We start from the raw sequence: 16,860 nt of genomic DNA on the forward strand, positions 1-16,860 counted from the left end.
TGCCGATGTTGACGTGCGGTTTGTTACGTTCAAACTTTGCCTTCGCCATGATGGCAGCTCCTTATTCGTGTGTCGGTGATGCCGGGCAGATCCCGGCCTACAGGGGTGGTAGGGCGGGGTTATCCCCGCCTCACCGTCAAGCGTATTTCTTCTGGATCTCTTCCGAGAGGTTCTGCGGAACCGCGTCGTAGTGGTCGAAGAGCATGGTGAACACCGCACGACCCGAGGACATCGAGCGCAGGTTGTTGATGTAGCCGAACATATTCGCCAGCGGCACCATCGCGTTGATGACGTTGGCGTTGCCGCGCGACTCCTGGCCTTGGACCATGCCACGACGGCTGGTGAGGTCGCCGATGATCGAACCGGTATATTCTTCCGGCGTCACGACTTCGACCTTCATGATCGGCTCGAGCAGTTTCGCACCGGCCTTTTTCAGACCTTCACGCATCCCGGCGCGGGACGCGATTTCGAAGGCCAGAACCGACGAGTCGACGTCGTGGAACGCACCGTCAACCAGCGCGACCTTGAAGTCGATCACCGGGAAGCCGGCCAGCGGGCCCGAATCCATCACCGATTTGATGCCCTTTTCGACACCGGGGATGTATTCCTTCGGCACCGCACCACCGATGATGCGGCTTTCGAACGAATAACCCTCGCCCGGCTCGGTCGGGGTGATCTCGAGCTTCACGCGCGCGAACTGGCCGGTACCACCGGTCTGTTTCTTGTGCGTGTAGTCGACCTCGGCGGCGTGCGAGATGGTCTCGCGGTAAGCCACCTGCGGCGCACCGATATTGGCTTCGACTTTGAACTCACGACGCATACGGTCGACGAGAATGTCGAGGTGGAGTTCGCCCATCCCCTTCATGATCGTCTGGCCCGACTCGAAGTTGGTCTCGACGCGGAACGACGGGTCTTCGGCAGCCAGGCGAGCGAGGGCGAGGCCCATCTTCTCCTGGTCGGCTTTCGACTTCGGCTCCACCGCGATCTCGATGACCGGATCGGGGAAGCTCATCGTTTCGAGAACGACCTTCTTGTTGGCGTCGCTCAGCGTGTCACCGGTAGTGGTCTCTTTCAGACCGGCCAGCGCGATGATGTCGCCTGCAAAGGCTTCGTCGATCTCTTCGCGGTTGTTCGAGTGCATCATCATCATACGACCGATGCGCTCGCGCTTGCCCTTCGTCGAGTTCAGGATCGAGTCACCCTTTTTCAGGACGCCCGAATAGATCCGCGCGAAAGTCAGCGAGCCGACGAACGGGTCGTTCATGATCTTGAACGCCAGCGCCGAGAACGGCGCTTCGTCCGAAGCCGGACGCTCGATGTTGCGCTCTTCGGTCTCGTCGTCGGGCGAGAAGCCCATCAGCATCGGGACGTCGATCGGCGCCGGCAGCAGGTCGATGACCGCGTTCAGCAGGGGCTGGACGCCCTTGTTCTTGAACGCCGAACCACCCAGAACCGGGAAGAACGTCAGCGACAGGGTGCCCTTGCGGAGCAGGCTGCGCAGAGTCGCCTCGTCGGGCTCGTTGCCCTCGAGATACTCCATCATCGCCTCGTCGTCCATGTCGACGGCGAGTTCGATCATCTTGCCGCGCCACTCGTCGGCCATGTCCTGAAGCTCGGCACGGATCGGCTGACGAACCCAGCTTGCGCCGAGGTCTTCACCCTTCCAGACCCACTCTTCCATCTTGATCAGGTCGACGATGCCTTCCAGCTGGTCCTCGGCGCCGATCGGGAACGCGATCGGGCAGGGGGTGCCGCCGGTGCGTTCCTTGATCATTTCGACGCACTTGAAATAGTCAGCGCCAATCTTGTCCATCTTGTTGACGAACACGATCCGCGGGACCTTGTAGCGGTCGGCCTGACGCCACACCGTTTCGGTCTGCGGCTCGACACCGGCGTTACCGTCCAGCAGGCAGACGGCGCCGTCGAGAACCGCGAGCGAACGCTCAACTTCGATGGTGAAGTCAACGTGGCCGGGGGTGTCGATGATGTTGAAGCGGTACTTGGTGTCCGAGGTGCCTTCGGCGGTCGGATCTTCCTGACGCTGCCAGAACGTGGTCGTGGCGGCCGAGGTGATCGTGATACCGCGTTCCTGCTCCTGCTCCATCCAGTCCATGGTCGCGGCGCCGTCATGGACTTCGCCGATCTTGTGGGACTTGCCGGTGTAGAACAGAATGCGCTCGGTCGTGGTCGTCTTGCCGGCATCAATGTGGGCCATGATGCCGAAGTTACGATATCGCGTGAGCGGATAGTCGCGTGCCATGGTCGGGAATCCTTACCAGCGGTAGTGGCTGAACGCTTTGTTCGCGTCGGCCATCTTGTGGGTGTCTTCACGCTTCTTGACGGCCGTGCCGCGGTTGTTGACCGCATCCGACAGCTCGCCAGCGAGGCGCTCTTCCATGGTGTTTTCGTTGCGCTTGCGCGCGGCGGTGATCAGCCAGCGGATGGCCAGCGCTTCACGGCGCTCGATGCGGACTTCGACGGGGACCTGGTAGGTCGCACCACCGACGCGGCGCGAACGCACTTCGACGGACGGCTTGATGTTGTCCAGCGCCTCGTGGAAGACCTCGATCGGCGCGCGCTTGAGGCGCTTCTCGACGCGGTCCAGCGCGTTGTAGACGATGGATTCGGCGACCGACTTCTTGCCGTCGACCATCAGGTTGTTCATGAACTTGGTCAGCACGGTATCGCCAAATTTGGCGTCCGGCAGGACTGCGCGCTTTTCAGCAGCGTGACGACGCGACATGGATGTCTCTCCTTACTTCGGACGCTTCGCGCCGTATTTCGAGCGGCGCTGACGACGATCTTTGACGCCCTGCGTATCGAGCACGCCGCGCAGGATGTGGTAACGGACACCCGGAAGGTCCTTGACGCGGCCGCCGCGGATGAGCACGACCGAGTGCTCTTGCAGGTTGTGCTTCTCGCCGGGGATGTAGCTGATGACCTCGTAGCCGTTGGTCAGACGCACTTTGGCGACTTTCCGCATAGCCGAGTTCGGCTTCTTCGGCGTCGTGGTGTAGACGCGGGTGCAGACGCCGCGCTTCTGCGGACAGTTCTCCAGGTGCTGCGACTTGGAGCGTTTAACTTTCGGCTGCCGCGGCTTGCGGATCAGCTGTTGAATCGTAGGCATTCAGCTCGCCCTATCTCTTGCGGCCCGTTCAACCACCGTTCGTCAACGGGGAATCCGGGGGCAGTTCGTTTTGTCTGCCTTGCGCGTCCGCAAAGCACAAAACCGCCGACGCGCCCTTTCCGGGGGTTGGCGTCGCGGTGGAATCTCAGAGGATCGGGGCATGCACCGCCCGGATCGTGATCACTATTGTGTTCTTAAGCCCCGGATTCGGCACAGACCGATCCCGGGTGCGCGCCGTATAGGGGGAGTCGCCCCCCTTGTCAACACGCCGCACCCGGTCCAAGGCGCGTTGCCGCGCGTCCGCGCCCTTGCTACGTTACGAAAAAACAACGGGGCAGGCAGCATGGCCGTCAAGGAGTATCTCGAGCGCAGGCGCGCGTCGCGCAACGCGCATGTCATCGGTCTGTGCCGGTTCTCGTACCCCGCTCTGGGCGGCTTCAAGACCGAGCACGAAAGCCCCGAACAACGCGCTGCTTTCCTTTATGCGCCCGAGCGTCTGGACGAGCGGTTTCGCCTGTTCGAGACCTTTACCCTGCCGTCGCTGCGCACCCAGACCGATCAGGATTTCATCTTCCTTGTCGTCGTGGGCGAGGACTTCCCGCCCGAACGGATGGAGCAGCTGCGCGCCATCACCGCCGATATCGAACAGGTGGTCATCGTGCCGCGCGCGCCGGGCCGTCACCGCGAAGTCATGAAAGAGGTGATCGACGAATACCGCGTCCCGGGCAGCTATTCGATCCAGTTCCGTCTTGATGACGACGACGCGATCGGCGTGGGTTTCGTGCATAAATGCCGCCGGATCCTCGATCAGAACTTCATGCTGTTCGAAGGCTCGCGCCATGTGGCCATCGACTTCACCCGTGGCTGGAACGCGCGCCCGACCGCCAAGGGTATCCGCGCCGAGCGACAGAAGGCGCTGTATCTCGGCGTGTCCTTCGCCATCGCCTTTCGGCCCGATACCGATCTGTGCGTGATGAACTTCACCCATCACGAGGTCTGGCAGCATATGCCGACCATCACCCGTACCGATCCCGATATGTGGATCCGGGGCGTCAACGATCACAACGATTCCCGCGACCGCATCGGCACCAAGCTGCGCTACCTGACGCCCGAAGAAGAGAGCAAGTTCGAAAAAGCCTTCGGTATCACCCAGGAACACGTCCAGTCGGTGTACCGCGACGTTGCCGACGGCTCGTGACGCGCTCGCGGTAGAAGGTGAAGAGCCCCGTCGCCACGATCAGCCCGGCCCCCAGCAGCGTCACCGGGTCGGGCCATTCGGCGAACAGCACGAAGCCCAGCACCAGCGCCCAGACAAGGCCTGCATAGCGGAAGGGCGTGACGAAACCCAATTCGCCCGTGCGCACCGCCATCACCGCCATCAGATAGCCCGCGACGATGGCGACCGAGGTGGCGACCAAGAGCGGCGCGGTGGTGGCGTCCGGCGTGACAAAGTCTTCGCCCGCAGCGCCGATCAGCCCGAACACCATCACCGCCGCGCCATTGGCCCATGCGATCAGCAGCGACGGTACGGCGCGCGAGACCCGGCGGGTGAGCAATTCACGGGTGGTGACGAAGGCCACGCAGATCAGGGCGTACAAAGCATGGATGTCGAACGCGCCCGCCTGCGGCCGCACCACCAGCAGCACACCCAGAAAGCCCACGCTAATCGCCGCCAGCCTGCGCCAGCCGACCGGCTCGCGCAGGAACAGGGCCGCCCCCAGCGTCACGGTGAGCGGTAGCGATTGCAGGATCGCCGTCAGGTTGGCGATGGGCATGTGATAGAGCGCCTGAAGGAAGAACCAGACCGATCCGGTATCCGCCAGCGTCCGCCCCACCACCAGCCAGCGGTCGCGCCGCCCCAGCCGAACGCGGAACGCCCCCGCCCGCCACGCGATCAGGCCAAGGATCAGGGTCACGCCGAGGCCCCGCCAGGCCAGCGTCTGGAACATCGGCATCGACGGGCCCAGCAGCTTCATCACCGAATCCGACAGCGTGTAGGCTGCCATTCCGGTCATCATCAGAATCGCGCCGCGCGCATTGTCGGACAGCATGGAATACCCCGGCAGGAACCCGCCTGTGATGGCATTTCACAGGCGAAAAGAAAAGCGCTCCGGATGGCGCCGGGCTTGCCTGAAAGCCGCACGCGGGCTAGGTGAGCGGGGCAGGGAGGCTCAATACGGGACCGGCCTCCTGGTCCCCCGAACACGAAGCGACACGCATGACCGATCTCGCGCCTTCTTGCGCCAACGGCCTCGGATTTCCCGGCGGCAGGCAGATCCCGGCCGGAACGGTGATTACCGCTCTGGCGATGGGCGGCTTCGCCATCGGCATGACCGAATTCGCCTCGATGGCGCTGCTGCCCGATTTCGCCGCAGAGCTCGGGGTGACCGAGGCCCGCGCGGCGGACGCGATCAGCGCCTATGCGCTGGGGGTCGTCGTCGGCGCTCCGCTGCTGGCCGTGGCGGCGGCGCGGTTTCGCAAGCGGATGCTGCTGATCTGGCTGATGGTCGCCTTTGCGGTGTTCAACCTGCTCTCGGCGCTGGCGCCCGGTTTCGGCACCTTCACCCTTGCGCGGTTCCTGTCGGGTCTGCCGCATGGCGCCTATTTCGGCGTGGCGATGCTGGTCGCGGCCTCGGTCGTGCCGCCCAACCGCAAGGCCTATGCCGTGGCGCGGGTGTTTCTGGGCCTGACGCTGGCCACCACCATCGGCGTGCCTGCGGCGAGCCTGCTGGCGCAACTGTTGAACTGGCGCGCGGCGTACCTGATCGTTGTCGTTCTGGCGCTGCTGACGGCTTTGGCGGTGCTGTGGAAGGCGCCGCGCACGCCCGCCGATCCCGATGCCGCGCCGCTCAAAGAGCTGGGCGCGCTGAAGAACCGGCAGGTCTGGCTGACGCTGCTGACGGGTGCGATCGGCTTCGGCGGTTTCTTCGCGGTCTATACCTATATCGCCTCGACCGTCCAAAGCACGCTCGGCGCCGGTGAAAACGCCGTGGCGATCATGCTGTTCATCACCGGGATCGGCATGACCTTCTTCACGCTGTTCATGGGCTGGTGCGCCGACCGCAATCTGAACCTGACGGCCTATGTGTCCTTTGGCGGCGGGGCGGTGATCCTGTTCCTGTTCCCCTTCGCCGTGCAGACCGGCCTGTGGGCGATGGGCATCGCAGTCTTCATGATGTGCCTGCTCAGCGGCGTCTCGACGGTGCTGCAGACCCGGCTGATGAACATCGCGGGCGACGCGCAGCAACTGGCGGCATCGCTGCACCATGCGGGGTTCAACGTGGCCAATGCTCTGGGGCCGTTCCTTGCCGCGCGCTTCATTGCTGCGGGCTATGACTTCCCCGTCGCGGGCTATGTCGGCGCGGCGCTGAGTGCGGCGGGCTTCGTGCTGTTCGCCCTCACCGTCTGGGACGCGCGGCGCAGCGGCGTGGAATAGGGCCGCGTGGCCTTTACCCGTCCCGGCAAGCCGGTATCCTGAGCGAATGTACAGGCTCAAACCCGGCATCAAGCAGGATCCGCAGCGCCGCTGGCTTTTGCCTGACCGCATTTTCTTCGGTCACGGCGCCTGCCATATCCTTGCCGGGGTCTATCTGCGCAACGCCCCGCTGCCCGGCTTTTGGGCCGAGCGGATCATCCCCGCCGACGGCAAGCCCGGGAACCATGTCTATGTCACAGACGGGACCATTGCCTTCGACTTTCATGGGTATTCCGACCGGGAGGCCCTGTTGCGGCACCATGTCCGGGGATGGCGGCGGGCGAGCGGTGCCGAGTGGCGATGCACGGTGGAAAGCGTGCGTTTCGACCTTCTCGACACCCCGGCGTTGAATGCGCGCAAGATGCGGGGGCCGGATCAGTATTTCGATGATCCGTGCCGCCGGGCGCAGGTCTTTCTGGCGCGTTTCGATCATGCCGCCTGCGCCGAGCGGGCGCGACAGCGTCGGGGCACAGCCAGAGGGTGAGACGCCGGGCCCAACGAAAAGCCCCCCGCAAGCAGCTTGCGGGGGGCTTTGTTTTTAAAAGAGCTGGCGATCAGCGGTCGTCGTCATCCGCCTGCGGTTCGGCAAAGACCTGGTCCGCGGTGGGCTCGCCCGAGGGGGCAACCAGCACGGCTTCGGCTTCGGCGCGGCGCTGTTCGATCACCTCGGCATCGCGGTCGGCGGCGATCTTGCGGGTCGCGGTGGCGACGCCACCCGTGCCCGCCGGGATCAGACGACCAACGATGACGTTCTCTTTCAGGCCGACGAGCTTGTCGCGCTTGCCGATGACCGAAGCCTCGGTCAGCACGCGCGTCGTTTCCTGGAACGAGGCCGCCGAGATGAAGCTGCGGGTCTGCAGCGACGCCTTGGTGATACCCAGCAGGATCGGTTCGCCCCGAGCGGGACGCAGGCCCATCGACTCGACCTTTTCGTTGGCCTCGTCGAACTCGAACTTGTCAACGGTTTCGCCCTTCAGCAGCGTGGTGTCGCCGCTGTCGAGGATCTCAAGTTTCTGCAGCATCTGCCGCACGATCACCTCGATATGCTTGTCGTTGATCTTCACGCCCTGCAGTCGGTACACGTCCTGCACTTCGTCGATCAGGTAGTTCGCCAGAGCCTCGATACCCAGAATCCGCAGGATGTCGTGCGGCGCGGGGTTGCCATCCATGATGTAGTCGCCGCGCTGGACGAAATCGCCCTCTTGCACGGGGATGTGCTTGCCCTTGGGCACCAGGTACTCGGCCGCATCGACATTCTCGTCCACGGGCTCGATCGAGATACGGCGCTTGTTCTTGTAGTCTTTCGCAAAGCGCACATAGCCGTCGATTTCGCAGATGATCGCGTGGTCCTTGGGACGACGCGCCTCGAACAGTTCCGCCACGCGGGGAAGACCCCCGGTGATGTCCTTGGTCTTGGCCCCTTCCCGCGGGATACGCGCGACGACGTCACCCGGACGCACATCCTGTCCGTCTTCGACCGACAGAATCGCGTCGACCGACATCGGGTAGACGACCGGGTTGCCCGCATCGTTGCGCATCGGCTCGCCGGTTTCCTTGTTCATGACGATGATCTCGGGCTTGAGATCGCCGCCACGCGGAACCGAACGCCAATCCGTCACGATCTTCTGCGACATGCCGGTGGCCTCGTCGGTGTCTTCACGCACCGACAGACCCGCGACCAGATCCACGAACTTCGTCACACCGGCCTTTTCGGCGATGATCGGCAGGGTATAGGGGTCCCATTCGTAGAGCTTGTCGCCGCGCGCCACGTCCTGACCGTCGCGCACGAACAGCTTCGTACCATAGGTCAGTTTGTGCGCCACACGCTCGACACCGTTTTCGTCGATGATCGCGATCTGCATGTTCCGGCCCAGAACGATCAGGTCGCCCGCCGCATTTTCCAGAACGTTGGTATTGCGGAACTCGATCTTGCCCGCAGAACCCGATTCCTGGAACGATTGCGAACCACCCTGCGCGATGCCGCCGATGTGGAAGGTCCGCATCGTCAGCTGCGTGCCCGGTTCACCGATCGACTGCGCGGCGATGATGCCCACCGCTTCGCCTTTGTTGACCAGCGTACCGCGCGCGAGGTCGCGGCCGTAGCACTTGGCGCAGACGCCCTCTTCCGCTTCACAGGTCAGCGGCGAGCGGATCTTCACCGTGGCAAGGCCGGCGGCTTCGATCAGGTCGGCGTCGCGTTCGTCGATGAGCTGGTTGTGCTCGACGACGATCTCGCCAGTGGCCGGGTTGATCACATCCTCGGCCGCGACACGGCCCAGAATACGCTCGGCCAGCGAGGCGACGACTTCACCGTCGTTGATCGCCGCCGAGGCGGTGATCGACCGGTCGGTGCCGCAATCGTCTTCACGGACGATGCAGTCCTGCGCCACGTCCACCAGACGACGGGTCAGGTAGCCCGAGTTCGCCGTCTTCAGCGCGGTATCGGCCAGACCCTTCCGGGCGCCGTGGGTCGAGTTAAAGTACTCGAGCACGGTCAGGCCTTCTTTGAAGTTCGAGATAATCGGCGTTTCGATGATCTCGCCCGACGGTTTGGCCATCAGGCCGCGCATGCCGCCCAGCTGCTTCATCTGGGCGGGCGAGCCCCGCGCGCCCGAGTGAGACATCATGTAGACCGAGTTCGGCTCGAGCTCGCGGCCCTCGTCGTCGTAACGGACGGCCGAGATTTCCGCCATCATCGCCGCTGCGACCGCGTCCGAGGCTTTCGACCAGGCATCGACGACCTTGTTGTACTTCTCACCCTGGGTGATCAGACCGTCGAGATATTGCTGTTCGAATTCCTTCACCTGATCGCGGGTCTCGTTGACGAGATCCCACTTGGTGCCCGGAATCAGCATGTCGTCCTTGCCGAACGAGATGCCGGCGCGGAACGCCTGACGGAAGCCCAGACCCATGATCTGGTCACAGAAGATGACCGATTCCTTCTGACCGCAATAACGGTAGACGGTGTCGATGACGTTTTGCACGTCTTTCTTCCGCAGCAGGCGGTTGACCAGCTCGAAGGGCGCCTTGGCGTTGAGCGGCAGAAGACCGCCCAGACGCAGACGGCCCGGCGTGGTCTCATAGCGCTTGATGACCTCGTTGCCGCTTTCGTCGATCTGCAGGATCCGGCCAGTGACCTTGGCGTGCAGATGCACTTCGCCCGAAGCGAGCGCGTGCTCGACTTCGTCGATATCGGCGAAAGCCATGCCTTCGCCCTTCATGCCTTCGCGCATCATGGTGGTGTAGTAGAGACCCAGCACCATGTCCTGCGACGGAACGATGATCGGCGCGCCGTTGGCGGGCGACAGCACGTTGTTGGTCGACATCATCAGCACGCGCGCTTCCAGCTGGGCTTCCAGCGAGAGCGGAACGTGAACGGCCATCTGGTCACCGTCGAAGTCGGCGTTGAAGGCCGAGCAGACCAGCGGGTGAAGCTGGATGGCTTTCCCTTCGATCAGCTGGGGTTCAAAGGCCTGAATGCCCAGACGGTGCAGCGTCGGCGCGCGGTTCAGAAGAACCGGGTGCTCGCGGATGACCTCGTCGAGGATATCCCAGACTTCGGGACGCTCTTTCTCGACCAGTTTCTTCGCCTGCTTGACCGTCGAGGACAGGCCCTTGGCTTCGAGCCGCGAATAGATGAACGGCTTGAACAGCTCGAGCGCCATCTTCTTGGGCAGACCGCATTGATGCAGCTTCAGCTCAGGCCCGGTCACGATGACCGAACGGCCCGAGAAGTCGACCCGCTTACCCAGAAGGTTCTGGCGGAAGCGACCCTGCTTACCCTTCAGCATGTCCGACAGCGACTTCAGCGGGCGCTTGTTGTTGCCCGTGATGACGCGGCCGCGACGGCCGTTATCGAACAGCGCATCGACCGATTCCTGGAGCATCCGCTTTTCGTTACGCACGATGATGTCGGGCGCACGAAGCTCGATCAGACGCTTCAGACGGTTGTTCCGGTTGATCACCCGGCGATACAGGTCGTTGAGATCCGAGGTCGCGAAACGGCCCCCGTCCAGCGGCACCAGCGGGCGCAGCTCGGGCGGGATGACCGGCAGCACGGTCAGGATCATCCATTCGGGACGGTTGCCCGACTCGAGGAAGCTCTCAACCACCTTCAGGCGTTTGATGATCTTCTTGGGCTTCAGCTCGCCGGTGGCTTCCTTCAGCTCTTCGCGCAGCTTCTCGGCTTCCGACGCAAGGTCGATGGCCGACAGCATTTCGCGGATCGCCTCGGCGCCGATACCGGCGGTGAAGGCGTCAGCGCCGAAATTGTCCTGCGCGTCCATGTATTCTTCTTCGGTCATCAGCTGGCCATAGGACAGCTCGGTCAGACCGGGTTCGATCACCACGTAGTTTTCGAAATACAGGATACGCTCGAGATCGCGCAGCGTCATGTCCAGCATCAGGCCGATGCGCGAGGGCAGCGACTTGAGGAACCAGATATGCGCAACCGGCGAAGCCAGCTCGATATGGCCCATCCGTTCACGGCGGACCTTCTGCAGCGTGACTTCGACACCGCATTTCTCGCAGACGACGCCGCGATACTTCATGCGCTTGTATTTGCCGCACAGGCATTCGTAGTCCTTGATCGGACCGAAAATGCGCGCGCAGAACAGGCCGTCACGCTCGGGCTTGAACGTGCGGTAGTTGATCGTCTCGGGCTTTTTGATTTCCCCGTAGGACCACGACAGGATGCGTTCCGGCGAGGCGAGCGAGATCTTGATCTCGTCGAATTGCTTGGGCGCGGCCAGCGGGTTGAACGGGTTCGTGGTCAGTTCCTGGTTCATCGTATGATCCTTGATGCGGCTCGAAGGGGGGACGGGCGCGGTGCGTGGACACCACGCACCCTACAGCGTCGTGCAGGATGCGTGGCGGGACGCGCCGTTACTCGTCTTCCTCCGAATCCAGGAGTTCCATGTTCAGGCCGAGGCCGCGGACTTCCTTCACCAGAACGTTGAAGGATTCGGGCACACCGGCCTCGAAATTGTCCTCGCCCTTGACGATGCTCTCGTAGACCTTGGTCCGGCCTGCCACGTCGTCCGACTTCACCGTCAGCATCTCTTGCAGGGTATAGGCGGCACCATAGGCTTCCAGAGCCCAGACCTCCATTTCCCCCAGACGCTGACCGCCGAACTGCGCCTTACCACCCAGCGGCTGCTGCGTGACGAGCGAGTACGGGCCGGTGGAGCGTGCGTGCAGCTTGTCGTCGACAAGGTGGTGCAGCTTCAGCATGTACTTGACGCCGACGGTAACCGGACGCACGAACTGCTCGCCCGAGCGGCCATCGAAGACGACCGACTGGCCGCTTTCGTTGAAGCCCGCCCGACGCAGCGCGTCGTTGACGTCCATCTCCTTGGCGCCGTTGAAGACCGGCGTGCCGATCGGCACCCCCTTGGTCACGGCCGAGGCGGCCTCGACCAGACGCTCTTCTTCCATGCCGGCGAACGCGTCGTCATAGACCTGATCGCCATAGCCGTGCTTCAGCGCATCGCGCACCGGCGTCAGGTCGCCCGAACGACGGTATTCCTGCAGCGCCTCGTCGATCTGAACCCCAAGGCCGCGCAGGGCCCAGCCCATATGCGTCTCGAGGATCTGACCCACGTTCATCCGCGACGGCACGCCCAGCGGGTTGAGCACCAGATCGACCGTGGTCCCGTCGGCGAGGAACGGCATGTCCTCTTGCGGCACCACTTTCGACACGACACCCTTGTTCCCGTGACGACCGGCCATCTTGTCGCCCGGCTGCAGCTTGCGCTTCACCGCCAGGAAGACCTTGACCATTTTCATCACGCCCGGCGGCAGATCGTCGCCCCGGCGCACTTTCTCGACCTTGTCGTCGAAACGGTGCGTCAGCTGACGCTTCTGCTGGTCGAACAGCGCGTTGAGCGCTTCGACTTCTTGCGCTTCGGCCTCTTCGGCCAGCGCAAGCTGCCACCACTGACCGCGCGACAGGCTGTCGAGCAGTTCCTCGGTGATTTCCGAGTTCGGGCGAACGCCTTTGGGGCCTTTGACCGCGACCTTGCCGAGGATCAGCTGCTTGAGACGCGAGTAGATGTTGCGCTCGAGGATCGCCATCTCGTCATCGCGGTCGCGCGACAGACGCTCGATCTCTTCGCGTTCGATCTGCAGCGCGCGCTCGTCCTTGTCGACACCGTGACGGTTGAAGACGCGGACTTCCACGACCGTACCATAGGCACCCGGCGGCAGACGCAGCGAGGTGTCGCGCACGTCCGAGGCTTTCTCACCGAAGATGGCGCGCAGAAGCTTTTCTTCCGGCGTCATCGGGCTTTCGCCCTTCGGAGTGATCTTGCCGACCAGAATATCCCCGGCCTGCACTTCGGCGCCAATATACACGATCCCGGCTTCGTCGAGGTTGCGCAGGGCTTCCTCGCCGACGTTCGGGATGTCGCGGGTGATCTCTTCCGGGCCCAGCTTGGTATCGCGGGCGGCGACTTCGTATTCCTCGATATGGATCGAGGTATAGACGTCGTCCTTCAGGATCCGCTCGGAGATAAGGATCGAGTCTTCGTAGTTGTAGCCGTTCCACGGCATGAACGCGACGACGACGTTCCGGCCCACGGCCAGTTCGCCCATATCGGTCGAGGGACCATCCGCCACGATCGCCCCGCGATCGACCACGTCACCCACCTTCACCAGCGGACGCTGGTTGATGCAGGACGACTGGTTCGAACGCTTGAACTTGCGCAGACGATAGATGTCGACGCCCGGTTCACCCGGTTCCAGCATCTCGGTCGCGCGCACAACGATCCGCTGCGCGTCGACCTGATCGACGATACCGGCACGGCGCGCCATGATCGCGGCGCCCGAGTCGCGGGCAACGATGCCTTCGATCCCGGTCCCCACCAGCGGCGCGTCGCTTTGCAGCAGCGGCACCGCCTGACGCATCATGTTCGAGCCCATCAGCGCGCGGTTGGCGTCGTCATTCTCAAGGAACGGAATGAGCGAGGCCGCGACCGACACAAGCTGCTTGGGCGACACGTCGATCATGTCGATACCCTCGCGCGGGTTCAGCATGAATTCGCCGCCCTGACGGGTCGACACCAGATCGTTGACGAATTCGCCCTGCTCGTTGAGCGTGGCGTTCGCCTGTGCGATCACGTGGCGCTGTTCCTCGGTGGCCGAGAGGTATTGCACCTCGTCCGTCACCTTGCCGTCGATGACCTTGCGATACGGGGTCTCGATGAAGCCGTATTTGTTCACGCGGGCATAGGTGGCCAGCGAGTTGATCAGACCGATGTTCTGACCTTCCGGCGTTTCAATCGGGCACATCCGGCCATAGTGGGTCGGGTGAACGTCGCGGACCTCGAAGCCCGCACGCTCACGCGTCAGACCGCCCGGGCCAAGCGCCGAGAGCCGACGCTTGTGCGTCACTTCCGACAGCGGGTTGGTCTGGTCCATGAACTGCGACAGCTGCGACGAGCCGAAGAATTCACGCACCGCCGCCGCGGCAGGCTTTGCGTTGATCAGGTCCTGCGGCATGACGGTATCGATATCCACCGACGACATGCGCTCGCGGATCGCGCGCTCCATGCGCAGAAGGCCCAGACGGTACTGGTTTTCCATCAGCTCGCCGACCGAGCGCACCCGGCGGTTGCCGAGGTGGTCGATGTCGTCGATTTCGCCACGACCGTCACGCAGGTCGACCAGCGCCTTGATGCAGGCGATGATGTCTTCCTTGCGCAGCGTGCGCTGCGTATCCGGCGCGTCGAGAGCCAGACGCATGTTCATCTTCACGCGGCCCACGGCGGACAGATCGTAACGCTCGCTGTCGAAGAACAGGGTGTCGAACAGCGCGGCGGCGGCGTCCACGGTCGGCGGCTCGCCCGGACGCATGACGCGATAGATATCCATCAGCGCCTGTTCGCGGTTCATGTTCTTGTCGGCGGCCAGCGTGTTGCGGATATAGGCACCCACGTTGACGTTATCGATGTCCAGAACCGACAGCTCGGTGATGCCCTGATCCAGCAGCGTCTTCAGCGTGCCGCCCTTGACGTCGCCGTCTTTGTCGACTTCCCAGGTAATCTCGTCACCGGCTTCGATCCAGATCTCGCCGGTTTCCTCGTTGATCACGTCCTCGGCGGCGAACCGGCCCAGGATGTTCTCGAAGGGAACCAGAAGCTCGGTGATCTGGCCGTCGTCGATCCATTTCTTGACCAGACGCGGCGTCGCCTTTTCACCGGCATTGAGGATGACCTCGCCGGTGGCCGCGTCGACCAGATCCATGGCCGGACGGGTGCCGCGCACGCGCTCGGGGAAGAACTTGGTGACCCAACCGCGGTTCTTCTCAAGCCGATAGCTGACCTTGTCGTAATAGGCATCCATGATGCCTTCCTGATCGAGCCCCAGCGCATAAAGAAGCGTCGTCACCGGCAGTTTGCGGCGACGGTCGATACGCGCGAAGACCAGATCCTTCGGGTCGAATTCGAAGTCCAGCCACGAGCCGCGATAGGGAATGATGCGGCACTGGAACAGCAGCTTGCCCGACGAGTGCGTCTTGCCCTTGTCGTGGTCGAAGAACACGCCCGGCGAACGGTGCATCTGCGACACGACGACACGCTCGGTGCCGTTCACGATGAAGGTGCCGACCGGCGTCATCAGGGGCATGTCGCCCATGAAGACTTCCTGCTCCTTGATGTCCTTGACCGACTTGGCGCCCGTATCCGGGTCCACATCGAACACGATCAGACGCAGCGTGACCTTCAGCGGCGCCGAATAGGTCATGTCGCGCTGCTGGCACTCGTCGATGTCGTATTTCGGCTTTTCCAGATCGTACTTGACGAATTCCAGAACCGCGGTTTCGTTGAAGTCCTTGATCGGGAAGACGGACTGGAACGTACCCATCAGACCTTCACCGTCGAGGGGCTTGTCGCTGTCACCCGAGCGCAGGAACAGGTCGTAGGACGACTTCTGTACCTCGATCAGGTTGGGCATCTCCAGCACTTCGCGGATCTTGCCGAACATCCGGCGGATGCGCTTCTGGCCAACATAGGACTGAGCCATGCTCGGTATCACCTTTCATCGTTCGCGGATGCGCCTGCCGTCGGGCCTCGGCGGGGCATCCCGTGCGAAACAGAAGCGGAGGCTCCATTCCTGCGAACCGTCCCAAAGGTTCGCTCCCGAGCCTCGACTGCTTCTGGAAGGGGCTTGTCACGCAAGCGCCTGCCGGAAACAGCGTTCAGAAAACAGCTTTGGCCGGGCCCGGAAAATCCCGGACCCAGCCATGTCATGTGGTCAAGGTGCGGCGCATGCGCGCGACACCCTGGCGATTACTTCAGCTCGACCTTGGCGCCAGCGGCTTCCAGCTTGGTCTTGATCTCTTCGGCTTCCGCCTTCGGAGCAGCTTCTTTCACGGCTTTGCCACCGGCTTCGACCAGTTCCTTGGCTTCTTTCAGACCAAGACCGGTGATGCCGCGGACTTCTTTGATGACCGCGATTTTGTTGCCACCGGCTTCGACGAGGATGACGTCGAATTCGGTTTTTTCTTCTTCGGCAGCGCCAGCGTCGCCACCGGCAGCCGGGCCAGCCATCATCACGGCGCCGCCAGCGGCGGGCTCGATGCCGTACTCATCCTTCAGGATGGTTTTCAGTTCTTGGGCTTCCAGCAGGGTCAGGTTGACGATGCTTTCGGCGAGTGCTTTCAGATCAGCCATTGTTCAGTTCCATTCTAACAGGGTGTTGCCGACATGGGGTGAGTACCGCCACGCGGGCCAAGAGTTGCTCAAGCGGCGTCCCGCTCCTCCAGGGTGGAGAGGATGCCCGCGATGTTCGAAGCAGGCGCGCCAATCGCACCAGCGATGTTCGAAGCCGGTGCCCCGATGCACGACACGATCGAAGCGATAAGCTCCTCGCGCGACGGCATTTCGGACACGGCTTTCACACCGTTCTGGTCCAGAGCCGAACCGCCCATAGCACCGCCAAGGATCTCGAACTTTTTGTTCTCCTTGGCGTAGTCCACAACCACCTTCGCCGCGGCGACGGGGTCTTCGGAATAGGCGAGTACGGTCATGCCCGTCAGAAGGTCTGCGATGCTGGCGCACGGCTTTCCATCCAGGGCGATCTTGGCGAGCTTGTTCTTGGCAACGCGAACGGCCCCGCCTGCTTCACGCATTTTCGCGCGCAGGGCCTGCATCTCGGCAACCGTGAGACCCGCGTAGTGTGCAACCACAACCACGCCAGAGCTTTCGAAGATCTGGCCGAGTTCGTCGACCACTGCTTCTTTTTGGGCTCTATCCACAGG

At 63.0% G+C, this 16,860-nt stretch carries 11 protein-coding genes; 3 read left to right on the forward strand and 8 right to left on the reverse strand.

Features of this window, described 5'->3' with window-relative positions; genetic code table 11:
* Nucleotides 1-136: 136 nt before the first annotated feature.
* Genes fusA through rpsL form a run of 3 tightly spaced genes read right to left on the reverse strand, consistent with a single transcriptional unit; the run spans nucleotide 137 to nucleotide 3,127 of the window.
* Nucleotides 137-2,260 carry an elongation factor G gene (fusA, locus tag JI664_RS21910; protein WP_207015927.1) on the reverse strand — a complete coding sequence of 708 codons (2,124 nt, stop codon included), beginning with the start codon at nucleotides 2,258-2,260 and terminating at the stop codon, nucleotides 137-139.
* A 12-nt stretch (nucleotides 2,261-2,272) separates the two neighbouring features.
* The gene (gene rpsG, locus JI664_RS21915; RefSeq protein ID WP_207015928.1) at nucleotides 2,273-2,743 is read right to left on the reverse strand and encodes a 30S ribosomal protein S7; all 471 of its coding nucleotides are present in this window, start codon (nucleotides 2,741-2,743) and stop codon (nucleotides 2,273-2,275) included.
* Between the two features lie 12 nt (nucleotides 2,744-2,755).
* Entirely contained in the window at nucleotides 2,756-3,127 is a 372-nt protein-coding gene (gene rpsL / locus JI664_RS21920) for a 30S ribosomal protein S12 (protein ID WP_109534093.1), read from the reverse strand.
* A 343-nt stretch (nucleotides 3,128-3,470) separates the two neighbouring features.
* On the opposite strand from rpsL, the gene JI664_RS21925 reads away from it, so the two are divergent.
* Entirely contained in the window at nucleotides 3,471-4,325 is an 855-nt protein-coding gene (locus JI664_RS21925) for a glycosyltransferase (RefSeq protein WP_207015929.1), read from the forward strand.
* On the opposite strand, the gene JI664_RS21930 is transcribed toward JI664_RS21925, so the two are convergent.
* The gene (locus tag JI664_RS21930; RefSeq protein WP_207015930.1) at nucleotides 4,273-5,178 is read right to left on the reverse strand and encodes a DMT family transporter; all 906 of its coding nucleotides are present in this window, start codon (nucleotides 5,176-5,178) and stop codon (nucleotides 4,273-4,275) included. The genes JI664_RS21925 and JI664_RS21930 overlap by 53 nt on opposite strands.
* 167 nt (nucleotides 5,179-5,345) lie before the next feature.
* Here JI664_RS21930 and JI664_RS21935 point away from each other — a divergent pair, with 167 nt between their 5' ends.
* Both JI664_RS21935 and JI664_RS21940 read left to right on the forward strand, forming a co-directional pair.
* Nucleotides 5,346-6,563 carry an MFS transporter gene (locus JI664_RS21935; RefSeq protein ID WP_207015931.1) on the forward strand — a complete coding sequence of 406 codons (1,218 nt, stop codon included), beginning with the start codon at nucleotides 5,346-5,348 and terminating at the stop codon, nucleotides 6,561-6,563.
* Between the two features lie 46 nt (nucleotides 6,564-6,609).
* Nucleotides 6,610-7,086: a hypothetical protein gene (locus JI664_RS21940; RefSeq protein WP_207015932.1), complete on the forward strand. Its 477-nt coding sequence runs from the start codon at nucleotides 6,610-6,612 to the stop codon at nucleotides 7,084-7,086.
* A gap of 70 nt (nucleotides 7,087-7,156) precedes the next feature.
* Here JI664_RS21940 and rpoC read toward each other — a convergent pair whose 3' ends face one another.
* The 4 genes from rpoC to rplJ form a co-directional block, all read right to left on the reverse strand.
* Nucleotides 7,157-11,389 carry a DNA-directed RNA polymerase subunit beta' gene (gene rpoC, locus JI664_RS21945; RefSeq protein WP_207015933.1) on the reverse strand — a complete coding sequence of 1,411 codons (4,233 nt, stop codon included), beginning with the start codon at nucleotides 11,387-11,389 and terminating at the stop codon, nucleotides 7,157-7,159.
* A gap of 97 nt (nucleotides 11,390-11,486) precedes the next feature.
* Nucleotides 11,487-15,623: a DNA-directed RNA polymerase subunit beta gene (rpoB, locus tag JI664_RS21950; RefSeq protein WP_207015934.1), complete on the reverse strand. Its 4,137-nt coding sequence runs from the start codon at nucleotides 15,621-15,623 to the stop codon at nucleotides 11,487-11,489.
* A gap of 266 nt (nucleotides 15,624-15,889) precedes the next feature.
* Complete coding sequence (gene rplL / locus JI664_RS21955) at nucleotides 15,890-16,273, reverse strand: 50S ribosomal protein L7/L12 (RefSeq protein ID WP_109534100.1); 384 nt, start codon at nucleotides 16,271-16,273, stop codon at nucleotides 15,890-15,892.
* Between the two features lie 68 nt (nucleotides 16,274-16,341).
* On the reverse strand, nucleotides 16,342-16,857 hold the full coding sequence (rplJ, locus tag JI664_RS21960) for a 50S ribosomal protein L10 (RefSeq protein ID WP_207015935.1): 516 nt from the start codon (nucleotides 16,855-16,857) through the stop codon (nucleotides 16,342-16,344).
* Nucleotides 16,858-16,860: the final 3 nt, after the last annotated feature.

Source organism: Rhodobacter sp. NTK016B (genome assembly GCF_017303295.1).
Lineage (GTDB): Bacteria > Pseudomonadota > Alphaproteobacteria > Rhodobacterales > Rhodobacteraceae > Pararhodobacter.